The sequence below is a fragment of the Mesorhizobium sp. M0659 genome (genome assembly GCF_040320605.1).
Taxonomy (GTDB): Bacteria; Pseudomonadota; Alphaproteobacteria; order Rhizobiales; family Rhizobiaceae; genus Mesorhizobium.
Window position 1 is genome coordinate 194,162 of sequence record NZ_JAMYPY010000001.1, and the last position, 20,315, is coordinate 214,476.

The 20,315-nt window shown below is 60.0% G+C and carries 25 protein-coding genes, 2 tRNA genes and 1 pseudogene; 14 read left to right on the forward strand and 14 right to left on the reverse strand.

What is annotated here, in order from left to right:
* Nucleotides 1-5: 5 nt before the first annotated feature.
* Nucleotides 6-569 carry a hypothetical protein gene (locus NKI31_RS01000; RefSeq protein WP_031203220.1) on the forward strand — a complete coding sequence of 188 codons (564 nt, stop codon included), beginning with the start codon at nt 6-8 and terminating at the stop codon, nt 567-569.
* A 76-nt stretch (nt 570-645) separates the two neighbouring features.
* On the opposite strand, the gene NKI31_RS01005 is transcribed toward NKI31_RS01000, so the two are convergent.
* A tRNA-Val gene (locus NKI31_RS01005) sits at nt 646-721 on the reverse strand.
* 218 nt (nt 722-939) lie between these two features.
* On the opposite strand from NKI31_RS01005, the gene NKI31_RS01010 reads away from it, so the two are divergent.
* Nucleotides 940-1,016 (forward strand) — tRNA-Asp (locus tag NKI31_RS01010).
* Between the two features lie 62 nt (nt 1,017-1,078).
* Here the strand turns inward: NKI31_RS01010 and NKI31_RS01015 are convergent.
* Entirely contained in the window at nt 1,079-1,939 is an 861-nt protein-coding gene (locus NKI31_RS01015) for a site-specific integrase (RefSeq protein ID WP_352650081.1), read from the reverse strand.
* Nucleotides 1,940-3,242: 1,303 nt separating this feature from the next.
* Here NKI31_RS01015 and NKI31_RS01020 point away from each other — a divergent pair.
* From NKI31_RS01020 to NKI31_RS01035, 4 genes are all read left to right on the forward strand, one after another.
* Nucleotides 3,243-3,503 carry a hypothetical protein gene (locus NKI31_RS01020; protein ID WP_023745949.1) on the forward strand — a complete coding sequence of 87 codons (261 nt, stop codon included), beginning with the start codon at nt 3,243-3,245 and terminating at the stop codon, nt 3,501-3,503.
* A 321-nt stretch (nt 3,504-3,824) separates the two neighbouring features.
* Nucleotides 3,825-4,109, forward strand: a complete 285-nt coding sequence (locus NKI31_RS01025; protein ID WP_352650083.1) for a hypothetical protein — start codon at nt 3,825-3,827, stop codon at nt 4,107-4,109.
* A gap of 1,242 nt (nt 4,110-5,351) precedes the next feature.
* The gene (locus tag NKI31_RS01030; protein WP_023669226.1) at nt 5,352-5,651 is read left to right on the forward strand and encodes a DUF1236 domain-containing protein; all 300 of its coding nucleotides are present in this window, start codon (nt 5,352-5,354) and stop codon (nt 5,649-5,651) included.
* Between the two features lie 324 nt (nt 5,652-5,975).
* Nucleotides 5,976-6,269, forward strand: coding sequence for a helix-turn-helix domain-containing protein (locus tag NKI31_RS01035; RefSeq protein WP_084566257.1), 294 nt, complete (start codon nt 5,976-5,978; stop codon nt 6,267-6,269).
* Nucleotides 6,270-6,413: 144 nt separating this feature from the next.
* Here NKI31_RS01035 and NKI31_RS01040 read toward each other — a convergent pair whose 3' ends face one another.
* On the reverse strand, nt 6,414-6,794 hold the full coding sequence (locus NKI31_RS01040; RefSeq protein ID WP_352518854.1) for an ATP-binding protein: 381 nt from the start codon (nt 6,792-6,794) through the stop codon (nt 6,414-6,416).
* An 803-nt stretch (nt 6,795-7,597) separates the two neighbouring features.
* Nucleotides 7,598-8,347: a Crp/Fnr family transcriptional regulator gene (locus NKI31_RS01045; RefSeq protein WP_023708903.1), complete on the reverse strand. Its 750-nt coding sequence runs from the start codon at nt 8,345-8,347 to the stop codon at nt 7,598-7,600.
* A gap of 270 nt (nt 8,348-8,617) precedes the next feature.
* On the opposite strand from NKI31_RS01045, the gene NKI31_RS01050 reads away from it, so the two are divergent.
* The 3 genes from NKI31_RS01050 (at nt 8,618) to NKI31_RS01060 (ending at nt 10,550) form a co-directional block, all read left to right on the forward strand.
* Nucleotides 8,618-9,079 carry a Ros/MucR family transcriptional regulator gene (locus tag NKI31_RS01050; protein ID WP_352518855.1) on the forward strand — a complete coding sequence of 154 codons (462 nt, stop codon included), beginning with the start codon at nt 8,618-8,620 and terminating at the stop codon, nt 9,077-9,079.
* Between the two features lie 421 nt (nt 9,080-9,500).
* Complete coding sequence (locus tag NKI31_RS01055; RefSeq protein ID WP_352518856.1) at nt 9,501-9,782, forward strand: hypothetical protein; 282 nt, start codon at nt 9,501-9,503, stop codon at nt 9,780-9,782.
* 417 nt (nt 9,783-10,199) lie between these two features.
* The gene (locus tag NKI31_RS01060) at nt 10,200-10,550 is read left to right on the forward strand and encodes a hypothetical protein (protein ID WP_156934016.1); all 351 of its coding nucleotides are present in this window, start codon (nt 10,200-10,202) and stop codon (nt 10,548-10,550) included.
* Here the strand turns inward: NKI31_RS01060 and NKI31_RS01065 are convergent.
* From NKI31_RS01065 to NKI31_RS01080, 4 genes are all read right to left on the reverse strand, one after another.
* Nucleotides 10,547-10,756: a hypothetical protein gene (locus NKI31_RS01065; protein ID WP_023708908.1), complete on the reverse strand. Its 210-nt coding sequence runs from the start codon at nt 10,754-10,756 to the stop codon at nt 10,547-10,549. The genes NKI31_RS01060 and NKI31_RS01065 overlap by 4 nt on opposite strands.
* 100 nt (nt 10,757-10,856) lie before the next feature.
* A complete protein-coding gene (locus tag NKI31_RS01070) occupies nt 10,857-11,006 on the reverse strand; it encodes a hypothetical protein (RefSeq protein ID WP_023834193.1) in 150 nt (49 codons plus the stop codon).
* A gap of 161 nt (nt 11,007-11,167) precedes the next feature.
* On the reverse strand, nt 11,168-11,560 hold the full coding sequence (locus NKI31_RS01075; protein WP_352518857.1) for a hypothetical protein: 393 nt from the start codon (nt 11,558-11,560) through the stop codon (nt 11,168-11,170).
* Nucleotides 11,561-11,596: 36 nt separating this feature from the next.
* Nucleotides 11,597-12,094, reverse strand: coding sequence for a hypothetical protein (locus NKI31_RS01080; RefSeq protein WP_352650088.1), 498 nt, complete (start codon nt 12,092-12,094; stop codon nt 11,597-11,599).
* A 315-nt stretch (nt 12,095-12,409) separates the two neighbouring features.
* Here NKI31_RS01080 and NKI31_RS01085 point away from each other — a divergent pair, with 315 nt between their 5' ends.
* The 5 genes from NKI31_RS01085 (at nt 12,410) to NKI31_RS01105 (ending at nt 14,888) form a co-directional block, all read left to right on the forward strand.
* Nucleotides 12,410-12,922 carry a DUF4142 domain-containing protein gene (locus tag NKI31_RS01085; protein WP_352518859.1) on the forward strand — a complete coding sequence of 171 codons (513 nt, stop codon included), beginning with the start codon at nt 12,410-12,412 and terminating at the stop codon, nt 12,920-12,922.
* A gap of 188 nt (nt 12,923-13,110) precedes the next feature.
* Entirely contained in the window at nt 13,111-13,467 is a 357-nt protein-coding gene (locus tag NKI31_RS01090) for a hypothetical protein (protein ID WP_023743177.1), read from the forward strand.
* A 38-nt stretch (nt 13,468-13,505) separates the two neighbouring features.
* Entirely contained in the window at nt 13,506-13,946 is a 441-nt protein-coding gene (locus tag NKI31_RS01095; RefSeq protein ID WP_023749387.1) for a hypothetical protein, read from the forward strand.
* A 195-nt stretch (nt 13,947-14,141) separates the two neighbouring features.
* Nucleotides 14,142-14,348 (forward strand): hypothetical protein, encoded by a 207-nt coding sequence (locus tag NKI31_RS01100; protein ID WP_352518860.1) that lies wholly within the window; start codon nt 14,142-14,144, stop codon nt 14,346-14,348.
* A 324-nt stretch (nt 14,349-14,672) separates the two neighbouring features.
* Nucleotides 14,673-14,888 (forward strand): DUF3606 domain-containing protein, encoded by a 216-nt coding sequence (locus NKI31_RS01105; RefSeq protein WP_352518861.1) that lies wholly within the window; start codon nt 14,673-14,675, stop codon nt 14,886-14,888.
* 254 nt (nt 14,889-15,142) lie between these two features.
* Here NKI31_RS01105 and NKI31_RS01110 read toward each other — a convergent pair whose 3' ends face one another.
* From NKI31_RS01110 to NKI31_RS01135, 6 genes and pseudogenes are all read right to left on the reverse strand, one after another.
* Nucleotides 15,143-15,343, reverse strand: coding sequence for a hypothetical protein (locus NKI31_RS01110; RefSeq protein ID WP_156929821.1), 201 nt, complete (start codon nt 15,341-15,343; stop codon nt 15,143-15,145).
* Nucleotides 15,344-15,749: 406 nt separating this feature from the next.
* Nucleotides 15,750-16,060, reverse strand: a pseudogene (locus NKI31_RS01115) (Rieske 2Fe-2S domain-containing protein).
* A 27-nt stretch (nt 16,061-16,087) separates the two neighbouring features.
* Complete coding sequence (locus NKI31_RS01120) at nt 16,088-17,176, reverse strand: fatty acid desaturase family protein (RefSeq protein ID WP_502899089.1); 1,089 nt, start codon at nt 17,174-17,176, stop codon at nt 16,088-16,090.
* Between the two features lie 124 nt (nt 17,177-17,300).
* Nucleotides 17,301-18,476, reverse strand: coding sequence for an aldose 1-epimerase family protein (locus NKI31_RS01125; RefSeq protein ID WP_352518862.1), 1,176 nt, complete (start codon nt 18,474-18,476; stop codon nt 17,301-17,303).
* Nucleotides 18,477-18,486: 10 nt separating this feature from the next.
* Nucleotides 18,487-19,269 carry an ATP-binding cassette domain-containing protein gene (locus NKI31_RS01130; RefSeq protein ID WP_196814833.1) on the reverse strand — a complete coding sequence of 261 codons (783 nt, stop codon included), beginning with the start codon at nt 19,267-19,269 and terminating at the stop codon, nt 18,487-18,489.
* Nucleotides 19,266-20,270: an ABC transporter permease gene (locus NKI31_RS01135; protein WP_050586906.1), complete on the reverse strand. Its 1,005-nt coding sequence runs from the start codon at nt 20,268-20,270 to the stop codon at nt 19,266-19,268. Before NKI31_RS01135 ends, NKI31_RS01130 begins: the two co-directional genes overlap by 4 nt.
* Between the last annotated feature and the right edge of the window lie 45 nt (nt 20,271-20,315).

The window sequence follows — 20,315 nt, forward strand, 5'->3', positions numbered from 1 at the left end:
AAATCATGTCAAAAACCTTCACTGCTTTGATCCGGATGACGTTTACATTCATTTGCCTGGTCGGCCTGGCCTCGTCAGTTTCTATCCTTTTCCCCGCCACCGCGTCGGCCCAGCGCATGCAGAAATGCGCCGATGAAGGCGGCACGTGCCGCCTGCCCTACCCCTCGGAAGTGGTCTACGGCGCGCGCGGCCAGACCACCTCCCGCTTCTTCGATCGTCGTTCCGTGCCTTGCTCGAATCGCGTCTTCGGCGACCCGGCGCCCGGCCGCGACAAGGCCTGCTATATTGCGAGGCGCGATAGCGGTAATGATTATGGTGACAACGACGACGACAATTACGGCAATGATGACAATTACGGCGATAATGATTACGGCCAGGGCCGCGGCAGATGGGTGGCCTGCGCCTCGGAGGGGCGGTTCTGCGAGTTCCGTGGCCGCAAAGTGGTGAGATACGGGGCGCGTGGCCAGTACGTCCAGGGCGTATTCAGGAACGGCGTCACATGCAGCGTCGACGCCTTTGGCGAGGATCCCATCCGCCGCGTGAAGAAGAACTGCTACGTCAAGCGATAGACTAGCGCGCCAGGAAAGAACGGCGGGTGCGGCTCATTGCGGCCGCGCCCGGCATTCGGGATATGCGGGCCGGATATGGTGGGCGATGACGGGCTCGAACCGCCGACATCTTCGGTGTAAACGAAGCGCTCTACCAACTGAGCTAATCGCCCGCTCCGGCCGGACCTTTAAGCGGTCGCAACCGGCTTCGCAAGGCCAAATGAACAGCTGCGAGCTTAGCCGCACAGTGGTTTTCGCGGGCAAAGTGCCGCCCGTCAAAAAACCTTCTCCTGTTTGCGTTTATGCTGTCCAGCTGCGCTTGACACCCGGTGGCGAACCCCTTATCCACCGCCCCAACGACGAACACGGCTGACACGTGCTCGTCCAATGCGCGGGTGTAGCTCAGTTGGTTAGAGTGCCGGCCTGTCACGCCGGAGGTCGCGGGTTCGAGCCCCGTCACTCGCGCCATTAATTTCAAGGGGTTAGCTACCGCCCCTTGAAAAGTTTCAACTCTCATTCTGCGGAGAGTTTCAACTTTCTGTATTCGTTCCGTTCCAGGCGAAGCAGCTTTCTGCCCTTGCATCGGCTGAGCGGACGGCCAGATTGACGGGCATATAGGTCTTCTGCAGCGCCTTGTTCCCGTCGATCGAATTGCCCATCTTGGCCGAGATTGCCTCGACCGACGCGCCTCCGGCATTCGCCTCTACCGCGCCGGAACGCCGCATGTCCATCAGCCGCCGCTTCTCCGATGTCCCGAACACCAGCGTGCGCAGATCGGCAAAGTCGTCGACCAGAGAATCCTTCGTGTAAGGCACGCCGGCGCGCGGCCGGCCGCCCTTCGGGCCCGGCGCGAAACCGCGCGAGCGAAAGATCGGCGCATCGTCAAGCAGGGTGACGCCTAGTGATTCGACATAGGCCAGCACCAGGCGCTGCGTGCGTGACGACAGCGTGCCGAAAGCCGCCTCGCCACTCTTGCTGCGTGCAATCGGAAAACCCCATTCCTGTGCTGTCTGCATTGCCTGCGCCGGCGTGAGCGTGCGCACGTCGACGGGTGAGAAGCTCGTGTCCCACGCAACGGCGATGATGCAGGCCAGTCCGCGGTAGCCGGCGCGCCAGGCGCCCTTGACCATGCGCACCGCCTCGCCTGCCGTCCAGGTCTGGTGGCGCGGTGGTGGCGTCTGGCGGCGGATCGCCTGCGATGGGTCGGAGCCGGGCGGGCATAGCTTCATGCCGGCCATGACATTGTACAGCGAACGCCACGTCTTTACGGCACGGTAGGCGATGTCGACACCTTTGACCCGGAGCAGACGGCCATACCAGTCGTCGAGCAGCTCGAGGGTGATGTCGGCTGGCGGCAGGTCGGCGAAGTACGCCGCCTTGATCGCCGGCACCAGCCGTGGTTGTACCGGGAAGCGGATAGATGACGGTTGTAATGTGTGGGTTTGGCTATGGCACCAAAACTCTATCCACCGTCCATCGGGCAGGGGATGGGCGCCTTGTCGTTGGGCGGGTGTGAATCTCGCCCTTGTAAGCACCTCCGCCGCATAGCATGAGATTTTCCTACTCCATGATCTCGTTATTTCCCGCATCGAGGGTGGATGAGGCTTAGAATAACGGCCTTTCTCCCCCATGCCTATTCGTCCAATTCTTAATCGCAGAATCGGCCGCCACAGGGCGAGAATACTTATAATCGGCGGCTTCGAAGCCGCTACGCCCGGGCAACCCGGATACCCTCGGCGATGTTGACGCCATTACCCATCAGGTCGTCATCGCGCTCCTGCACGACGTCACCCAGGTGAATGCCAATCCGGAACTCAATGCGACGATCATCGACGCTGCTGAACTCGACGAGGCTCCCATCACCGCGATGGACAGACGCGAGCGTTGCCTGCCGGTCGCCTGGACTGCCCCCCGCGCTCCCGCCCCACACAGGATGCCGGCAAGCAGACGCTGAGCCAGGCGCCTCATCTCGGCTCGGGTGGAAATTGACTGCAGTGACGGACACAAGCCTGCTTCGCCACTTACTCGACGCTGCTGAGGAAGGCAGCTTTGCCGCTGTCGCACGAGACTGCGAAGTTGTTTCCCCTTCGTCGCACGACGCGTCGCTGCTCTCACAATATCCGAATTCTTGAAAGGTCCCGATATTCCCGAACTGGACGGCCGATGTTGCGGGGCAAAGAGCGTTAAAAACGAGGCGCCCGGACCAATCACATTGTCGAGACAGAATTTGCGCTGTCCGGGAATAAAACGCCGCTTGCCGTGGTCCTCCATGCATAAGCTGCTGATTGACCTTGAAGGAACACCACACTGCAAACCTACACATTGACGAGCACGACGGGGTCGGTCGGCGCACTCCAGAACCTCTGGAAGGCGAGAGTTCGGCCGCCTGCTGCCGGCTGCACCCAAGTACACTGCCTTGTAACGTCGCCTCAGGGCATACCTTGATGTTATCAGCGATTGCCCGTCGGCCAAGGCACCGGTTTTGAATTCGCTTGATGGCGTCCCTGCCCTTGCCGTTCGACTCCGTCGAGTCCTTGTGTGTCAATTTGTTGCGACGAGAGCTAGTCCCTGTCGTGCTGGTCCGTCTCGTCTCATCTCGTGCTCTGCAAAAACCGTAGCAGCATGTTCGCAACCTGTTCACCCATGTTGATTTCACGAGTTTCCGACTGTCGGCATATAAGAGGGAGAGGTCCGATGGATTTCATGTTGATGGTGAACATTGCCGGCGGCATCCTTCTGGCCATCGCGATCCTCTCGGTGTGTCTCGTCGGATGGCTGTTTTACCGTTCGGGATCCGGACAATTGAGAGGCGAAAGCTGTGACAATGAAAAGCCCGCCACCGTGCCAGACCAGAAAACTCATATTTTAGCCCCTGCGAAACAAAGCTCGCTATTCCGCGTTGAGGCTCGTCGAACAACGGAGCTTCACGAATGGATCCGGCAACTGCAGCTGTGATGATTTTGCTTTCTTGCAGTCCCGCCCAGGGAGTCTGCAAGCCACTCGATACATCACCGGCCATGTTCGGATCCCTTGACACATGCCAGTTGGCGTTAGCCGTGAGGCTCGAGGGCGCTCCCAACGGGGAGATCGTCGGGCGATGCAGTTCGATCGACCCCTCCGCTACAGGTTCCGTTCCAGCCGGGTATAGCACGATTGTCGTCACGCGGGGCACAGGGGCGGGTGCGGTGAGCAGTCGCTACATCGTGCCACACAAAAACTGAAGCCAGCCACCGTGAGGCAGCGGGCTATTCATTCTCGACCGGACAATTATAGGCCTTGCCCTCCCTCTATGAAGCCATAATCGGCATCGTTGGCTTCGCGCTCGTCGTCCGCTTCGCCATCGTCGTCGCCTTCCCTGTCATCGGTCCCGGTGACTTCGATGCCACCCGCCAGACAGGGTTCGAGATCCGGGTCGGGCTCTACGAAGTCGAGCAGCTACATCAGGCGTTCTTCATCATCGATCGAGCGACGGACCGCCATGTCCGAAAGGCAGAGGTTCGTGGCTGGATAGCGAAGAATCGCACACGGCTTTCCCTCATTCGCATGGTTCGCAGAAATTAGCATGATCGCCTACTCTCATCTCGTCCGGCGTCGTCTCCCTCAAAGCAGCGCCGGTAAGGCTCGGCGCCCTTCTTGGTTTCTCCCCGTATGTCAAAAGGAGGTCGCCGGGCCTTACCAGGCCCCGCTGCTCATCGCTTGCGGGGTGTCCTGATGGCTGAGCTTGGCCCCGTGGCCTAACGGCCAGAACCAAACGTTCCGAAAAGCTTTCCCAGGCTGGCGGCAGCCGAAGCGCTGCACAGAGGGATCGTCAGACCGCTCCTGGCGCACCACACACAGCGGCACCACCAAGCTGTAAGTCAGGTCCATCGGCCCTGCTGATGAGTGCCCTCAGATGGATTGCGTTTGCCACGAAAAAGGAATCGTACCGGCCCGTTCTCAGCACGTCAGCCGGAACGGGCCATGGGCAGAAGCAGCCGACTAGCTAAAATCGCAAGACGACCGAAGGACCCCGTCGGCGATAGCACCGGACCCGACGGCGCCCGTGTCGCCAGTAACTACGGCAGACTCTTCTCCAGCCCCGCCGGCGGCGGCGGCGCCGGTGGTAGTAATCTGGGTCGTAGTCTGGGTCGTAATCTTGGTCGTAGTAGCGCCGATGGTTGACCGGCTCCACTTCCGCGTGAGTACCTTCGTTGTCGAAGGCGTCTGGCGCGTCGAGTTCTTCGAGAATGCCGCTTTTGGCCGCTGGAACACCGGCCAATGCGTTGATAGGCCGGACCGCGCTTGCAAAGGCTGCTGCCCCTGCAACGCCAAACATCGCTGTCAAAAAGGATCGCCGATGCATAGTAAACCTCCCAACTTACATGAGCTGAACGAAGCGCCCCGCCTGCTGAAGGAGCAGGCCCAGCGCACGGTAAAATAGAGGATTCGCCAGCCGCTCAAGCAACTCGCGAATCCTATCAGCGCAGGAAGGGACCTGGCTGCGCCGATCCAAGACATGTCAGCTAAGGACGACCGCCATTACCAGAAAGGTAACGGCTGTTGCAAAAATCGGTGCGAGCAACCATCGCGCCTGGCCAACACTTTGATCCATTTGTTCTCTCCCGTTGTGGAGAACCAACAACCTGAAGCCCTAATCCGTTCCGCCTAGTCCAAAGGTAAGACCATTGCGTTGTACGGTCGGACTTTAGACCAATCGGATTAGACAAAGGTGCGTAGGCGGGAACGTTTACCCCGGTTCAAAGTTGGTTGCCGGGCAGTGCGGGACGATGATCGTCGTGTGCCGGTCCTTGCAGGAGAGAAGATATGAAGATGCACTTTGTGAACACCGCCGCAGCCATGTTGCTCTTGGCGGGGATCGGCTCCGCCGCCGCTGACGACATTATCATCCAGCCGGAACAGGACACGGTCATCCGTGAGTATGTCAAGAAGCAGCCCTTAGCTTCGGTGAACCTTCCCGGCGTGGAATTGAACGTCGGGACAGCTCTGCCGGAAACTGTGGAGATCCACGAGGTCCCGAACGTCAAATACCGTTACGTGGTGGTCGACAACCGCACGGTCCTGGTCGATCCGGGCACCCGCAAGATCGTGAAAGTTTACGACTGAGATTTCGAACGAACCCACGCTCGCCACCCTTGGGTGGCGAGTGTGTGCATTCAAACGCTACTCAGCCGGACAAATTCAAATTGCCACTCAGCTGGACAATGAACATGACGAACCCTGAACTCGAGAGGACGCAAGCCCTGGTTGCCCGCTTGGCTGATCTCCAAGCAAGAATGCAGGCAGCACGTCTTGTTGGAGCCGAGGTAACAACCGTCCGAAAGGTTGCAGCTACAATCGATGACGGCTTGCGACAGGCCGGCCTCACACCGTTAGAAATCGCAGAAGGTCAAGAGGAACAGTTTAGCGATACTAAATGTTCGACTGGCTATGGACAGCCGAACCGTACTCTCAGCAGATCAAGTCAGAGCAGCACGAGCCCTATTGAACTGGCCGCGTGTGCGACTTGCCGCCAAGGCCAATCTTAGCGAGATGGTGATCAGCGCTTTTGAGAACGGATACAGGAAACCGCGTCCCCACAACATCGCCGCCATCCGCAAAGCGTTTGAGGATGCCGGAATCGTTTTCACCGTCCAAGGCACTCCATCGCTAACCCGCTCAGAAGGTGATAGCGGCCTAGCCGCCGATAATAGACGGTGGCGCGGCCGGGAGAAAAAAGGATAAAGGGGAAAAGCCCGTGTACCCTCTGCACCCTATCTCTAAAGCGGCCGCTAACCACCCATTATGTCGCTCTACGGGATTGCTTTGGCGGACTGGCCACGTCACTTCCGCGATACCCAATGCAAAGACGATACCGGCAGAGCCTGGTTACTGCTTCTGCACACGCGGCAGAAAAAGATGGACGCTTGTCCCTTCACCAGCTTCGCTCTCGATCCGAATGTGCCCACCGGATTGTTTGACGAAGCCATAAACCTGGCTAAGTCCAAGTCCGGTCCCGCGTCCATCGGGTTTGGTGGTGAAGAACGGCTCGAAGAACTGCGCCAGAATCTCCTTGTTCATGCCGCAACCGGTATCGCGCACGGTCATACGAACGCACGAACCCGACAGTGAATGCACATCGTCGATGTCGTCCGGGACATCGCTAGTCTCGATTGTGAGCGTTCCCACGCCGGCCATGGCGTCCTTGGCGTTCACCGCCAGATTGAGCATGGCGACATCGAGCTGGGTCGACCACCAGAACAGGGCCAAGCGCCGCGTCCAAGTTGCGTTCAATTCTGATTCCAATCCCGAGCGTTCGTCCCAGCAGCATCGAAAGCTGTTCGATCCGTCCGTTCAGATCAGTGCTTTCGGGCGTAAGCGACTGGCGCCGAGAGAACGCAAGCAATTCCTGCGTAAGTGCCCCGCCGTTCTGTGTTCGCCTGAGCAGTTCTTCGATCAGGATGGCTGATTTCGGATCGCCGGGATTTTCGGCGAGTTGCTTTTGCAGGAGCCGCAGGCCCGAGTCGAACGCTGCTATCAGATTGTTGATATCGTGAACTATGCCGGCTGCGAGGCGGCCAATTGCTTCGAGCTTCTGGGATTGACGTCGACGTTCCTCCTGCGCACGCTGCGAGGAAACGTCCCGAAGGCTGGCAAGGAGAGCAGGTGTCCCGTCCCAGTTAACCTCCACGACCCAGACGGCTATACGGATAGTCAACGCCCGTGTGGGCCGGTAAGCATTCGAATGCACTCTGCGCGCAAGTGAACCCCTTGCGCTAACGCTTCGACGCGCCATCAAAGCATTGACCGCGCGGTAAAAGGAGCGTTGCACCAAGTGAGGCCGGGTTCGCTTGGGGCCTGCGTTTGGCCTGGGGCAAGGCGCCCCCGCCTGCCGCATCAAGAAGAAGCAAGCCAGACAGGCTTGGTACCAACCTGCTGATCATTTCCGCCGCGCCACCATGGCAAAACATGTTTGGGGGGCGATCGCACCGCTGATGGTCAGCGAAGGCCAACAAGTGGTCCGGCTACCCTTGGAGCCAATCCGCATTTCTGGCGATTTTCCCCTGGAGCAATCAGTGCATTGACATGAACTCGGCCGTTTTATTGGTCCTTGCTGAGTGCAGGTAATCGTGCCGGAACTCAGCAAGAAAGGCCAGTCCTTCCCAATCATGGATGGTCAATTGGCCATTCACAAGTGATGTAAGGCGCTTCTCCCGAAGAGACTTGAGCGTGCGGTTGATGTGGACTGCCGACAGCCCTGTCGCCTCGCCAAGGTCAGCTTGAGTCACAGCAAAAGCGCAGGTTTGATCAGACGCGAGTCCGGCGTCTTCCATACGTAGCATGATTTCACAGAGAAGGTGGGCCACTCGGCCAAGCGCTTGGCGCTTCCCGACATTGACCACCCATTCGCGGAAAATCGATGCATCAACCAGTGTCGTTCGCCAAAGATTTGCCGCCAGCCTGGGGTGGCGTTCGCAGAGCAGCCGGATAGCCGAGTGATCTATGAAGCCAACACTGCAAGCGCTCACCGTTCGAACGTCGCTATCCAACAGATCGAGGTGCAGGCTCAACAGATCGGGCATGTCGCCAGGCACATGATAAGCAGTGACCTGACGCTTCCCGTCTCCTGTTACCTTCGAGGTGCTGGCTAAGCCAGCCAGGACCATTATGCACCGGGACGGCTGGTCGCCTTCCCGAACCAAGTTCTGGTTTGCGCCAATCGCAACGATCCTTATTCTTACCGCGTCGAGAGCTTGACGCTCACCTGACGTGAGGGTGAAGGCACGATGGAACTTGGCGGTTAATGGGCTTTGATAAAGCATGTCGGCTCTCCGTTTGGGCGGGAGCGCTATGGTCTCTCAGTCATCCGCGGCCAGCAGAACGCGAATGATGCCCGACCTTATATCATAAACACCGGACCGACTTAACCTGTGATAAGTCTGGCACTGCTTCGGATGGTGCTTTCCTCCATCGGCAAACACAGGCTCAACAGGATTGGTGCTTACGAGGGAAGCGGCCCATCATCGGGCCTCGAGTTGCGCAGCTGCGGCAGCAGCTATAATAGATCGTTCTCAAATTCGAGGACTCACACCATGACCGACGCCCCCGACCACGCCCCTGAACTGGTAGAACTCACGGGGGATGTGGTATCGGCGTACGTCAGCAACAATCCCGTGCCGGTCGCGGGTTTGGCGGACCTGATAGCCTCAGTGCACGCGTCGCTGTCTGGGATTGGCCATCGCGTGGCTGCCGCGACCGAAGAACTAGTGCCTGCGGTAAATCCAAAGAAGTCAGTATTTCCCGATTACATCATCTGTCTTGAAGATGGTAAGCGGTTCAAAACCCTTCGGCGACATCTGCGCGTGGATTTCGGTCTCACTCCTGACGCGTATCGAACAAAGTGGAACTTGCCATCCACTTATCCGATGGTCGCTCCCAACTATGCGGCCTCACGGTCTGCCATGGCGAAGTCGATCGGTCTGGGTAGGAAGGCACCGCAGCCCACGGCAACTGTAACGGGCAAGGCAAGGCCGGCGGCTAAGGCTAAAGCGTAGCTTCCGCGATCACACCATTACCACCGCGGCACCAATCGACGATGTATGCATCGCGGCGGACCTGTCCGCTCTTGGCCGGTGCCCACCCAGGTTCCCCAACCCATGGCGCCGGCCATTTGTGGCCCACACCTCAGTTTCGTATTGCTGCCCAAACTCTTCTTGTTGAAGACCGCTTACGACGTTACAATCCCGTTTGGCCTGATTGCTGGGAGGCAACGCCCTGGCTGACATCATTCCAATTCGCAAAGCACGCCCTTGTGTCGAAGTTGGCGAAGCCTGTGGCGAGTGGTTTGTTCGCGTGGTCGAGGAAGACCAGGAACTCACCCGATCATTCAAGCTCGAATCCTATGCTTTGGCCTTTGCAGAAGGCCAAAGGACGCGTCTGCATCTCAACACGTTTTCCCGGCTGTAGAGTAGCGCGATGCAGATGTCCGCAGGGTTACTGGCGAATTTGGGCGATAGCATCGAAGCCATTGCCGCCCACATTGCGACCATGGAAACGCGACAACTGCACCAATTGCTCAAGTCGTTGCCATCGAGATCGGAAATCGCCAGCGCGGAAATGGTGATGGGCATCCTCGTCTATCGCGAGATTGAACTGCGCCGCCGGCGGGGGACGGGCGGCAACGTGTTGCCCTTTCCGGGTCTCGTGACTCCACCTATTCAGCAGCGGCGCCGGACCTGTAAAGGCCGCCGCAATTAAGCAACGGGCCTGAGGGCGGGGTAGCGTCTTGATGCCAAGAAACCCCGCCGCGCGCGCAACAGCGGGTTTTCGTAGGCACGGCTACATCCGAGGAATCGACCGCTTAAGGCAGAATTGCTTGGTTGTCGTCGCGGTTCCATACAATTAGATCAACTGTGCCAGATGAAGACGTAAAAAAACCCGTTGCCAATTACGGCAACGGGCTTGAGCTACCGGGTAGGGTCAGGAAGGCAATATGTAGACCCAACAACACGATGCGCCACGCCTCATGATCGAGGTCTTAACCGAACCGCGACAATTCTAACCATCTTGTCGACGTGTGAATAACTTTGCTGACTCCAGATCATCGGCAGGGAAGACGTGATTTGACCTTGGCGGAACAGCCGCTCACGATGAGACGGCTTGGGAAGGCGCGAGATGCAAGTATGCAAAGACATGATTGTGGTGCCGCCGATCGGCGCACAGTTCGAGACGCCTGAATTCCTCGCCGAGATCAGCGCCCTGCTTGATGAGGCCTATCCCGACTACGATTTCACGATCACCACCATAAGCAAGTTTCGGGATGACAGCTTCGTGTTGATCCCGCTGCTCGGCAGCGTCGGTGGTGAAGGCTCCGTTTTAGCGGCTTACCCGGATATGACGGCAATGCAGGAGATGGGCAATCTCCTGTTCAAGCACATCATCGGCCATCACCATCGCGACATTAGGTGCCGCACGTGGCCCCAATCCGTTCCCGGACCTCCGTCTCACATCTGCCCTGGCGGCTAATCCTTTAGCGCATCCGCGCCGCTATCGTCGTCGCGATGACGTTGACGAAGGCGCTTCAGCAGATCGCGTGAGGCTTGGATCGCCCTGCGCGATTGATCCATGTTCTGGCGAAACGTGGCGCGTTCCTCCATGGACTTCTGCCACTTCAGCAAGGTGGCCGTAGTCGCAGTGGCCGCTTGAGCGATATCTATGGGCGTTGCAACCATCGCATTCTCCCTAAAAAGGCAATGGTAAACGCAATCTTTATAGGCCCAACGAAAGCCTTCTCCAATCAAAAACGACCGTACAGATTCATACGCCAAATGGCTATTCGTCGGGGCGCTCGACGGCGGCTTCGTCGACCTCGGCTTCCATCTCGTCGTTGACGGTCTTGGTCTTTCCAAAACCAGCCATCGGCACACCGTCAAAACCCTGCAGCCACCCGTCGGCATGTTCCTGCCAATAATGGCACCTCACGCTCCTTGCCATCCTTGGGCGCCGTACATCCAGGCGTAGGTGGCGCGCTCCTGATCTTTCTTAGGCACGGCGATTTGTGTCATCCTCAGCGAACGCCGGCTTGCCCGCTTCACGCTCGACGCCGAGCAGATCGAACTCGTCGTTCGCAAAGCACTTGGCCTTCAGCCAGTTGGTCGACGGTATTTGCTGTCCTTGCGCTTCGACACCTTGCCTTCAAGTCCGGCCTTGTCGAGCAAGTGAAAGATGGTCTTGGCTTCCCCCCGGCAGAGGCTCGCTGAACTGAATACGCCCGCCGGGCGCGATATAGCGCGGCCTCGGTCAGTCAGCCAAGCGGCATCGCGGTGCACGATAGCACCGAGAATCGCCGCGTACACGCTGCCGACTTCCTCTGCGCAGGATATGCCCAGCTTGTCCGCGCGGTCTTCCATCGCTTGCTCGGCCAGGTCGCTGATGCCAAGCGCGATTGTCTGCTGCGGATGGAAGGACGCTGACTGTAAAAGCCCGCCCAACCTTTCGGCGGGCGGGCTTCCACTGTCGGAACTGGAGAGTGTCATGTCGACAGCCCCGACAGGTCGGAAAGGGGTCGCTGGTTAGCGGCGCGAGATCAGCAGGCAGAGCCGGCGCAGGTCACGATCATAGGTGTCTTCGTTGCTAAGCACTTCGACGCAGCGCTTCTTCATCCGAGTGACCTGGGCGTTCGACATATCGCCGACAACGCTAGCCAGATTCGGGTTGCTCGAAGCGGTCGGGTTGCTGGGGTTGGCGGCTGGATTGGTTCCAACGCCGACATTTACGTCGGTACCAACCCCGGTGACGACACCGACATTGGCGCTGCCGGTTCCGATGGAAGCAGTCGCTCCGCCAGTGTCGCCGACGGAGGCTGCGGCATTTGCCCCAGAACCGCCTAGGGACACGCTAGCCGTAGCGCCGCTGTTGCCGCCCACATTAGCGCTGGCGCCTCCGCTGCCGACGGATACCCGCCGACGCCTCCGACATTTAATTCCAGCTGCTGTCGCTGGCATGCAAAGAATTGCGAGAACAGATCCGGCAGTCAGACTGCCCATAAGAATTTCAAAAATTCTTGCCATAGTACGCCTCCTTGTTGCCCTTCAAAGGATGGGACATTTTTGGGCATTTACGGACCCGATAGTGACGCATCGCGACGATGGCCGACGATTTCTTTAGGAGATTTGAATGTCGCACAACGTGCTGCCCACCAAGCCGACGGCCGCGCTGAGCTCCGCGCAGTCACCGGTCTTGGCTACGGCCGGATCTATGATCAAAGCCCTGAGCCGGAGCCATCCGGGGTCCACGCCTGCCGCCCCGTATTTATTGTCACCAAAAGGGGAACAACGGCAGCTCGGCCGTGTTGGGCCAGTTAAGCAATATTGCAGGAGCACCACATGCATTTCGTCAAAGCGCTTTTAGCTGCGATCGCCATCGGTCTCATCAGCCCGGGGGCAATGGCTCAGACCGCGATGACGTCCCCGCAGGAATTTGTCAAAGCAGCTGCGAGCTCAGATATGTTCGAGATCCAGTCGAGTGAATTGGCACTGCGGAAATCGAAGACATCACGAGTGAAGGAATTCGCTCGCATGATGATCAAGGACCACACGACCTCTTCCAAGCGGCTCATTGCGGCGGCAAAGAAGGACGACGTCGCAGTGGCGCCGGAGATGACAAGCAAGCATGCTGCCCAATTGGAAGCGTTGAGCAACGACAGCAGCGGGGCGTTCGATAACGCCTATATCGACACCCAGGTGGCAGCGCACCAGGAAGCCCTGACGCTGATGACCTCCTATGCAGAAAACGGTCAGGCAAAACATCTGGCGGCCCATGCGAAAAAGACCGCGCCGGTGATCCGGCAGCATTTCAAACATGCCCAGCAACTGAGCAAGAGCGGTTCTCAGGGCTGAGTGGATCTGGCCACGACGTTGGTTCTTCGCGGCGCTGTGGAGTCTGTGGCCAACACTGCCTCCGCGCTCAGGGACGCTGCAACCTTTAAGCGGTGGTCGATGCAGGAACTCTAAAGGTGCGTCGCTCAGGTAGTCCGGCGTGCAAGCACCAGCGTCGTCGAAGTTGCCAAACGAACAGGAGACCTGACATGCCAAAGCAAAACGAGACCTCGCATTCGAGACGAAGTGACTTCGCCAATGATGAACCCATTCGCCCGGAGGATGCCGCCGTGTTGGACAGCCCCGTGGGCCACGAAGACAGGCACGGCGCGGAGCCAGGTTTCGTGGGAGCCGACGATGTCGACCAGCCGCTCGGCGCAAGGCCCCGCAGCGAAATTACCGGTCGTCATGATGAAGGGGCAGGCGCCAATGAGACGATGGACGGCTTAAGCGAAACCGAGGAACTGACCCGCAGCTACGCCGAGGACATACCAACCGGTGACAATGATGAGGACGAGGAAGACATCCCTGTCTTCGAAAGAGGCCGAAGCAACACCGACCTCTGAGCGGCGCCAAGTTTGAACCCACGGTGAGGAACATGACAATGAGCACATTCGGACTTCGGATTGTGTCTTTGGGGCTCCGGGCTTTTTTGGGGCTGGGGGCCTCGCTGATTTTGGGCGCCCAGGCATCTGCGCAGACAAGTCAGCCGGCTCAACAATCCGGCGACTCATCGCAAACAGGCAAGCACGATCGTCTGCCGGCGCAAGGATCGTCGCCGACCGCCAAGGATGATGTCGGCGTTGACGTCTCGCTCGGCCGGCCGGAGGTGAAGCAACAGGTTGCAAGACATCTAGGAGTGGCTGAGACCGAGTTGCCACTGGCGGTGCATGTGCCGATCGCGCTCGCTTCGCAAGTCTGCGGGCAAGAGGTATTTACCGCCCGCGCCAATGTAAACCGAAGCTGCACCGCGACGAAGTTCATTCCGGAAATCGCCGAGGCGGCACGCAACCATCCACAAACCTCCGCGGTACCGGAGCAGTAGCATCGAAATGTCCGAACCCGGCGCGACGGTCGCGCCATGCTTACCCTAGGATAGCGCTCCAACCCGGCGTAAATCAGCCCCACCGCCGTCTGTTGGCGGCATGCATGATGGCGTTCGCCGCCGTCTCTTAACCAATGTGAATGCTGTCGCTCCGCAGCCACGCTACGAGATCCTGTCCGAAGCGGAGGCAGGCAGATGCCACTGGATTCCCTGATCGATCAATATGTGAGCAGCCGCAAGCGGCGGGGTCTTTTGTCGACACGGCATGCTCTCGAGGCGTTGAAAGAGGCCCTTCCGGCGCTGTCGATCGGCGAAAGCCATCTTGTCAATATGATCGCCGAGCGAGCGCTCGCCTTTGGCCTCGCCATCCACTTCGATCATTCGGGCGAGAATGCCGGGTAAGACATCCACGAGAGCGTCTGCTGATGCCACAGGACGAGGAACTCGGTGTCGCGTAGTTCCATCTTCATTGCCTGGCGGTCGGGCAAACATTCCGAGGCTGCTCCCACCCGTGTTCTGGGCGGGTGGTGAAAGTCGCCGGAGCGATGCCACGGCGTGCGCCGAGCCCACCCCGGCATTGGACAAGCTCCCCAGCTTTCGCCAGCTGGAGCTTACTTCTACTCACAGCAGCCCTAGCGAGGCTCGATGGGCCTTCGCGTACGGCGGTTTCGGAACTTTTGCTCCAGCGGGCGGTTGGGGCCGGCGAATTGAGGTTGAAAGGAGAAGATGATGACGGACAATAAAACCGAGCGTGATTTTCGCCACAAGAACCGGGTCTCGTCCAACGAACGCAACGAAGTCGAGCATTTTGCCCAGCAGAACGGCATCACGCCTGAGCAGGTGATGGAGCTCATCAAAGCCGCCGGGAATGACCGCGCCTCGTTGACCGCGGCTGCGAAGGAATTGAAATCAGTTTCCCGGGGCGGCTCGCTTACGGCATGAATCCGTCGCTACCGAAGAGGATCATGAACCTTCGAGAGTTTGAGTGTAGCATCATCCTGACGCACACGCGGAGCAGATCGAGCGTGAAAGTGACAATTCTACCCCTGCCCAACATGCGGAAAGCGCTGGAGGTTCGGGGCTGCGCAGATCGGCTATCGTCACCCCGAACCATAATCCACTCGAACGCGAGTCCTGGACGCACGGCGGACCGAGCCTACTTCCTGCCGTCGTTCAACAATAATCCCGCGCCGCAGTCAGCCAGCGAGATCGCCGTCGCCTGCCGGACGCGTGTCGGCTTCCAAACTGACAAACGCACCGCCTTTGTAGCGACGCTTTCCAGCCACGATCAGCTGCGCAGCTTTGCCGCGCTTGCTGCGCACCAATAAATTCCATCTCCTTCCCTCACACTGATCTTGCTCAGCGGTCGTTTTGCCGCTGCGGTAGGCGCTGTCCATCCGCTTCGATCGCGGTGGCGCCCAGTATCAACGCTGCCAGATCAAACCGCACAATCAGCACCTCAAAGCTGATCAGCAGAAGCAGCAGTGAATCAGGACCTCGTCGATCAGAGGCGGAAAGCCCAACTAAGAAAACCGCCGGCGGTGCCGATCTCGAAGAAATTCTAGCCCGCACGGTGAACAGGCTGGGGGCCGCATCGCGATATAGGGTTCAGCACAGCTCCAGCGGTACCGAGACGATCGACCCCTGCCCGCTCGGCGCCCCTCGGCCACGTCAATGACCAGCACGCGCAGCATGGTCAGCTGGCTTAGCCTTCATGGCGCAGATCGGCCACGGTCCGTCTCTTTCGGCTATGAAAACGTCACTCTGCTTTGCTAAACGCGGTGCTGGACCGGTTACCAAGCGTCAGATCTGGAGCATCACCTTGCCGGCCTCGATTCTCACCGGATAGATCGCGAGATTGACGCAGACCCGGCGCGCCTTGGCCTTGGCCGGCCGCAATTGAAGCGGCCAATATGCTTCAAGGCATTCGATGACGTCGTCGATCACCAGCCCTTCGGCCGGATGCGCCTTCTCATGCGTACAATATCCGTCGGTGGCGAAGAACTCGTCATTGGGCGAGCGGCAAACCGCGAAGCTGCGGCCGCGAGGATCGAAGCAGATGACATCCTCTTTCGAGATGTCGTCCACCGCGCACGCTTCATCCAGTCAGCCATCTCCGGCTCCGGCAAAATTCGCTATCGCTATTCAGCGGCCGCCGACATATCCACCTGGTGAAATTCGCTGCGATAGGGTCTGGCTGTCGGCGGCAATTTCCGCTCGAGATAAAAATCCTCATATTTCAGCTGTCGAAGCAGCACCGGCCAGACCTCGCGATAGGCATGCCACATGGACGGGTTCGGCACCGGCAGGTCGCGCTTGATCAGCTCGTGCAGTCTTGGCAGCGCATGATAGGGCACCATCGGGAACATATGGTGTTCGACATGGTAATTCATGTTCCAGTAGATGAAGCGGCTGACCGGGTTCATGTAGACGGTGCGCGTGTTCAGCCGGTGGTCGACGACATTGTCGGCCAGGCCGATATGCTGCAGCAACCCTGTCAGCACCATGTGCCAGCTGCCATAGAGGCGCGGCAGGCCGATCAGCACCAGCGGCAGCAGTGACCACGTGAACAACGCCAGCCCGACTGTCGCCGCATAGATGGCGACATGCCAGCGCGCAGCGATCACCGCCTTGTGCTGCTCCATCTCGGGGATATAGCTCTTCTCTTCATCGGACAGCTTGCCGAACGCCTGGCGCACCAGCGTCGGCAGCGAATAGCGGAAATCGAGAATACCGGTGAAGGCCAGCGCCGCCTTGATCAGATTTGGCGGCCGCATTACCGCGATTTCGGCATCGCGGCCGACGATGATGGTATCGGTGTGATGGCGGGCATGGCTCCAGCGCCATTGCACGGGGTTGCGCATCAGCATGAAGCTTGAGATCTGGTAGACGACATCGTTCATCCAGCGCGTCCGGAACGCGGTGCCGTGGCCGCATTCGTGCCAGCGCGAGTCGCTCGACGAGCCGTAAAGCACGCCATAGACTAACAGGAACGGCACCACCCACCACGTGCCCCAGAACCATACGATGCCGGCGGCCGACACCAGGATCGCCGCGACCCAGATGATCGTGTCGCGGATCGCCGGCCCGTCGGAGCGTTGCATCAACTCCTTGATCGCCTTGCGCGGGACATCGGTGTGATACCATTCGGCCGAAGCCAATCCGGTCTCGATGGCGCGCTTGGTGCTTTCACCGACCAGGCTGTAGTCACGCTTCCTGCTTGCCGTCATCATCATCTCCGCTTTCCTGCCTGCGCTCCGCGAGGGCCGCCTGGGGCCGGCCGGGCCGCGCCTGCTTCCGTATTCCGGCGCACTTCCCGCCCGCCGCGGCATACGATGGTGTGTTTCAAGCCGGTCACACCTGCAGTCTCGCAAAAGCGCCCGACGGCACAGGGTAATCCTGTTGCGGCTGCCGGGCGATCGAAGCTATCCTCGCTTCCGCTTGGGCGATCTGGCCGGCACCGTCGAGCACCCGGAACACGGCGTCATAGGAGCGGCTTTCGCCATGGTCCAGCCAGATCATCTCGCCCCGTTCCCGCGCGGCGAGATTGCCCAGAACATGATGCGTCGAGGGTTCGATTCCCAACGCATATAGGCCGGCCTGGAAGTTCTGCCACTGATACGTGCAGGGCAGCTGATCCTTGCGGGTAACGACCTCGAAGCCGAGGCCCAGGTGGTCATTGACGACGGCCACCGGCACCTCGCCCGCCGCATCGGCGCCAAGCTCGTGCTCCCAGACCTGCTCGCTGAATCCCAGCTGCGGCGCCGGCACGGTTCGGTAGCCGACCTTCTGCGCCTCGTAACGATCGCCGGCGTGCGCCGCCCAGACGACATCCCGGATTGGCGCCAGGTAGCGCGAACCCTCGTCGAGCAAGGGATGGCTGACATTGACGTGATAGAAATACATGTGCGGCGTGCGGCTGAAACCATGATTGACGACGCGGTCCGACAGCCGGATCTCGCTTCCGCCGACATCGGCCTCGATGCGGCGCAGCAAATGGAGATCCTCGCCGAACACGGTTGCCTGCTGGACGATGCCTTCCGCCCACAGCACGCAACGGTCGCCGTCCCAGGCCTCGCCGTAGCCGGTCAGCCGCGCCGGCACGGTGCCGATGCGGCCATGCAGCGAGTGCAACACCCGCTTGCGCCCGGGATAATTGTAGCTTTGGGCCGGCACGTCTTGCCGGCCCAGTATATGATCGAGGCCGCAGGTGACGAGCAGCCCCGAGAACGACCGGCCAAAGGCGAAACCGTCCTCCCCTTCATGCTCGTGCAGTCCGGGGTGGCGAAAGCCACTCGGCGAATGCCAGCCGATCGCCTGGCCCCGGAAGTCGCAATCGGCGATATCGAGCGCCCGGTCGACCAGCGCCGTGAAGCGCAGGCCGGAGCCGGTGCGGAACTCGAGCATCCGGATGCCGCGCTCCACGCCGTCGCCGAGCGTCATCAGCCGCACGCCGGCAAACTGCGACAGCATGCCGGACCGCTCGGCCACCTGCCTTCGCGACAGCGTCTTGCCGTAAAGCTCTACCATGCGACGTCCTTCACTTTGCCCTCGCCTCCTTGAGCAAGGCCGACATGTCGGCGCCGGTGATGATGCTTTCCACCGTCAACAGGTCGGTGTCGGCGACCGTCTGTTCCGCGACGATTTCGCCGCGGCGCATGACGATGATGCGGTCGGCGACCTGGAACACGTGGTGGATGTTGTGGGTGATGAGCAGCACCGAGTGGCCGGCGTCGCGCACCTCCTTGACGAAGCGCAGCACGCCGTGGGTTTCCTCGACTCCAAGATTGTTGGTCGGCTCGTCGAGTATGATCACCTTGGCGGCGAACTGCATGGCGCGCGAGATCGCGATCGATTGCCGCTCACCGCCCGAGAGCGTGCTAACCAGTGCATCGGCATCGAGCTTTTTCGAAATGCCGACCCGCTTCAGCAGCGCCGAGGCGGCGTTGCGAAGCTTGGCGAGGTCGAGGGGCGCGAACACGCCGAGCCAGCCGAAATTGACCGGCTCCCGACCCAAGAAAAGATTGCGCGCGATGCTGAGGTCCGGCGCGAGCGATGTGTCCTGATGGATAGTCTCGATGCCGAGGTCCATCGCGTCGCGCGTCGAGCGGATCGACGCCTTCTCGCCGCGCACGAAGATGTCGCCGTGGTCGGCCGGGAAGACGCCGGAGATCGCTTTGATCAGCGTCGACTTGCCGGCGCCATTGTCGCCAAGCAGGGCAACCACCTCGCCTTCGTTGAGGGTGAACGAGGCGTTCTTCAGCGCACGCACGTTGCCGAAGGACTTTTGCAGGTCTTGCAGACGCAGCACTTCCATCCTCAGCTCCTTGCGGCGTTCTTCTGCAGCAAAGCGTGCAGGATGAGCATGGCGAGGATGATGACGCCGACGAAGATGTTGTATGCCAAGCCCGGCACACCGATCAGCACGATGCCGTTGCGGATGGCGCGCAGCATCAGGGCGCCGACGATGGTGCCGAGGATGGTGCCGCGCCCGCCGGTGAGCGCCGTGCCGCCGACCACCACCATGGCGATCACTTCGAGTTCGTAGCCGGTGCCGGCCACCGGCGAGGCGGCCGAAATCCGGAACGCGCTGATCATGCCGGCCAGCCCGGCCACCACCGAGGTCAGGATGAACAGCCAGATCTTGACCGCGTCGGCCGGCACGCCGCGCGCCACCGCTGCGTTGCGGTTGCTGCCGATGGCGCTGATCCAGTTGCCGAGCTTGGCGTAGCGCAGGATGTAAATCGCCAGCAGCGACAGGCCGATGAACCACCAGAGCGAGGTGTAGAACCGGAACGAGCCTACATTGAAGCTGCCGGCAAGCAGCGTGACGAAGAAGCCGGGCTGGTCCCACGACTTCAGGGGGAATCCCTGCGTGATGTAGAGCGCCGCGCCGCGCACGACGAGCAGCATCGACAGCGTGACCAGGAAGGAGGAAATGCCGATCTTGGTGACGATCAGCCCGTTGATGGCGCCGATCGCGATGCACAGCACAAGCCCGGCCAGGAGGGCGACGCCGATGTCGATACCGCCATTCTGCACCAGCAGCATCACCACGACGGGCGCAAGGCCGAACACGGCGCCGACCGACAGATCGAACTCGCCCGCCGTCAGCAGCAGCGTCATGCCGAGAGCGATGATGCCGAGCTCGGGCAGGAACGCCATCATGTTGGATATGTTGAGCGGCGACAGGAAGTTGCCGTCGGCGATGGCGAATACCACGAGCAGCACGATGAGGATGATGAGCGAGGAGAATTGCGGCGAACGCAGCAGCGCAGACCTGCCCTTCGCTCGCTGCGTGTCGTCGTCTGCTGTGATTGCCATATCTGTCAGGACCATGCGTTTCGTCCGGCGCCCGCCATTTCGGGG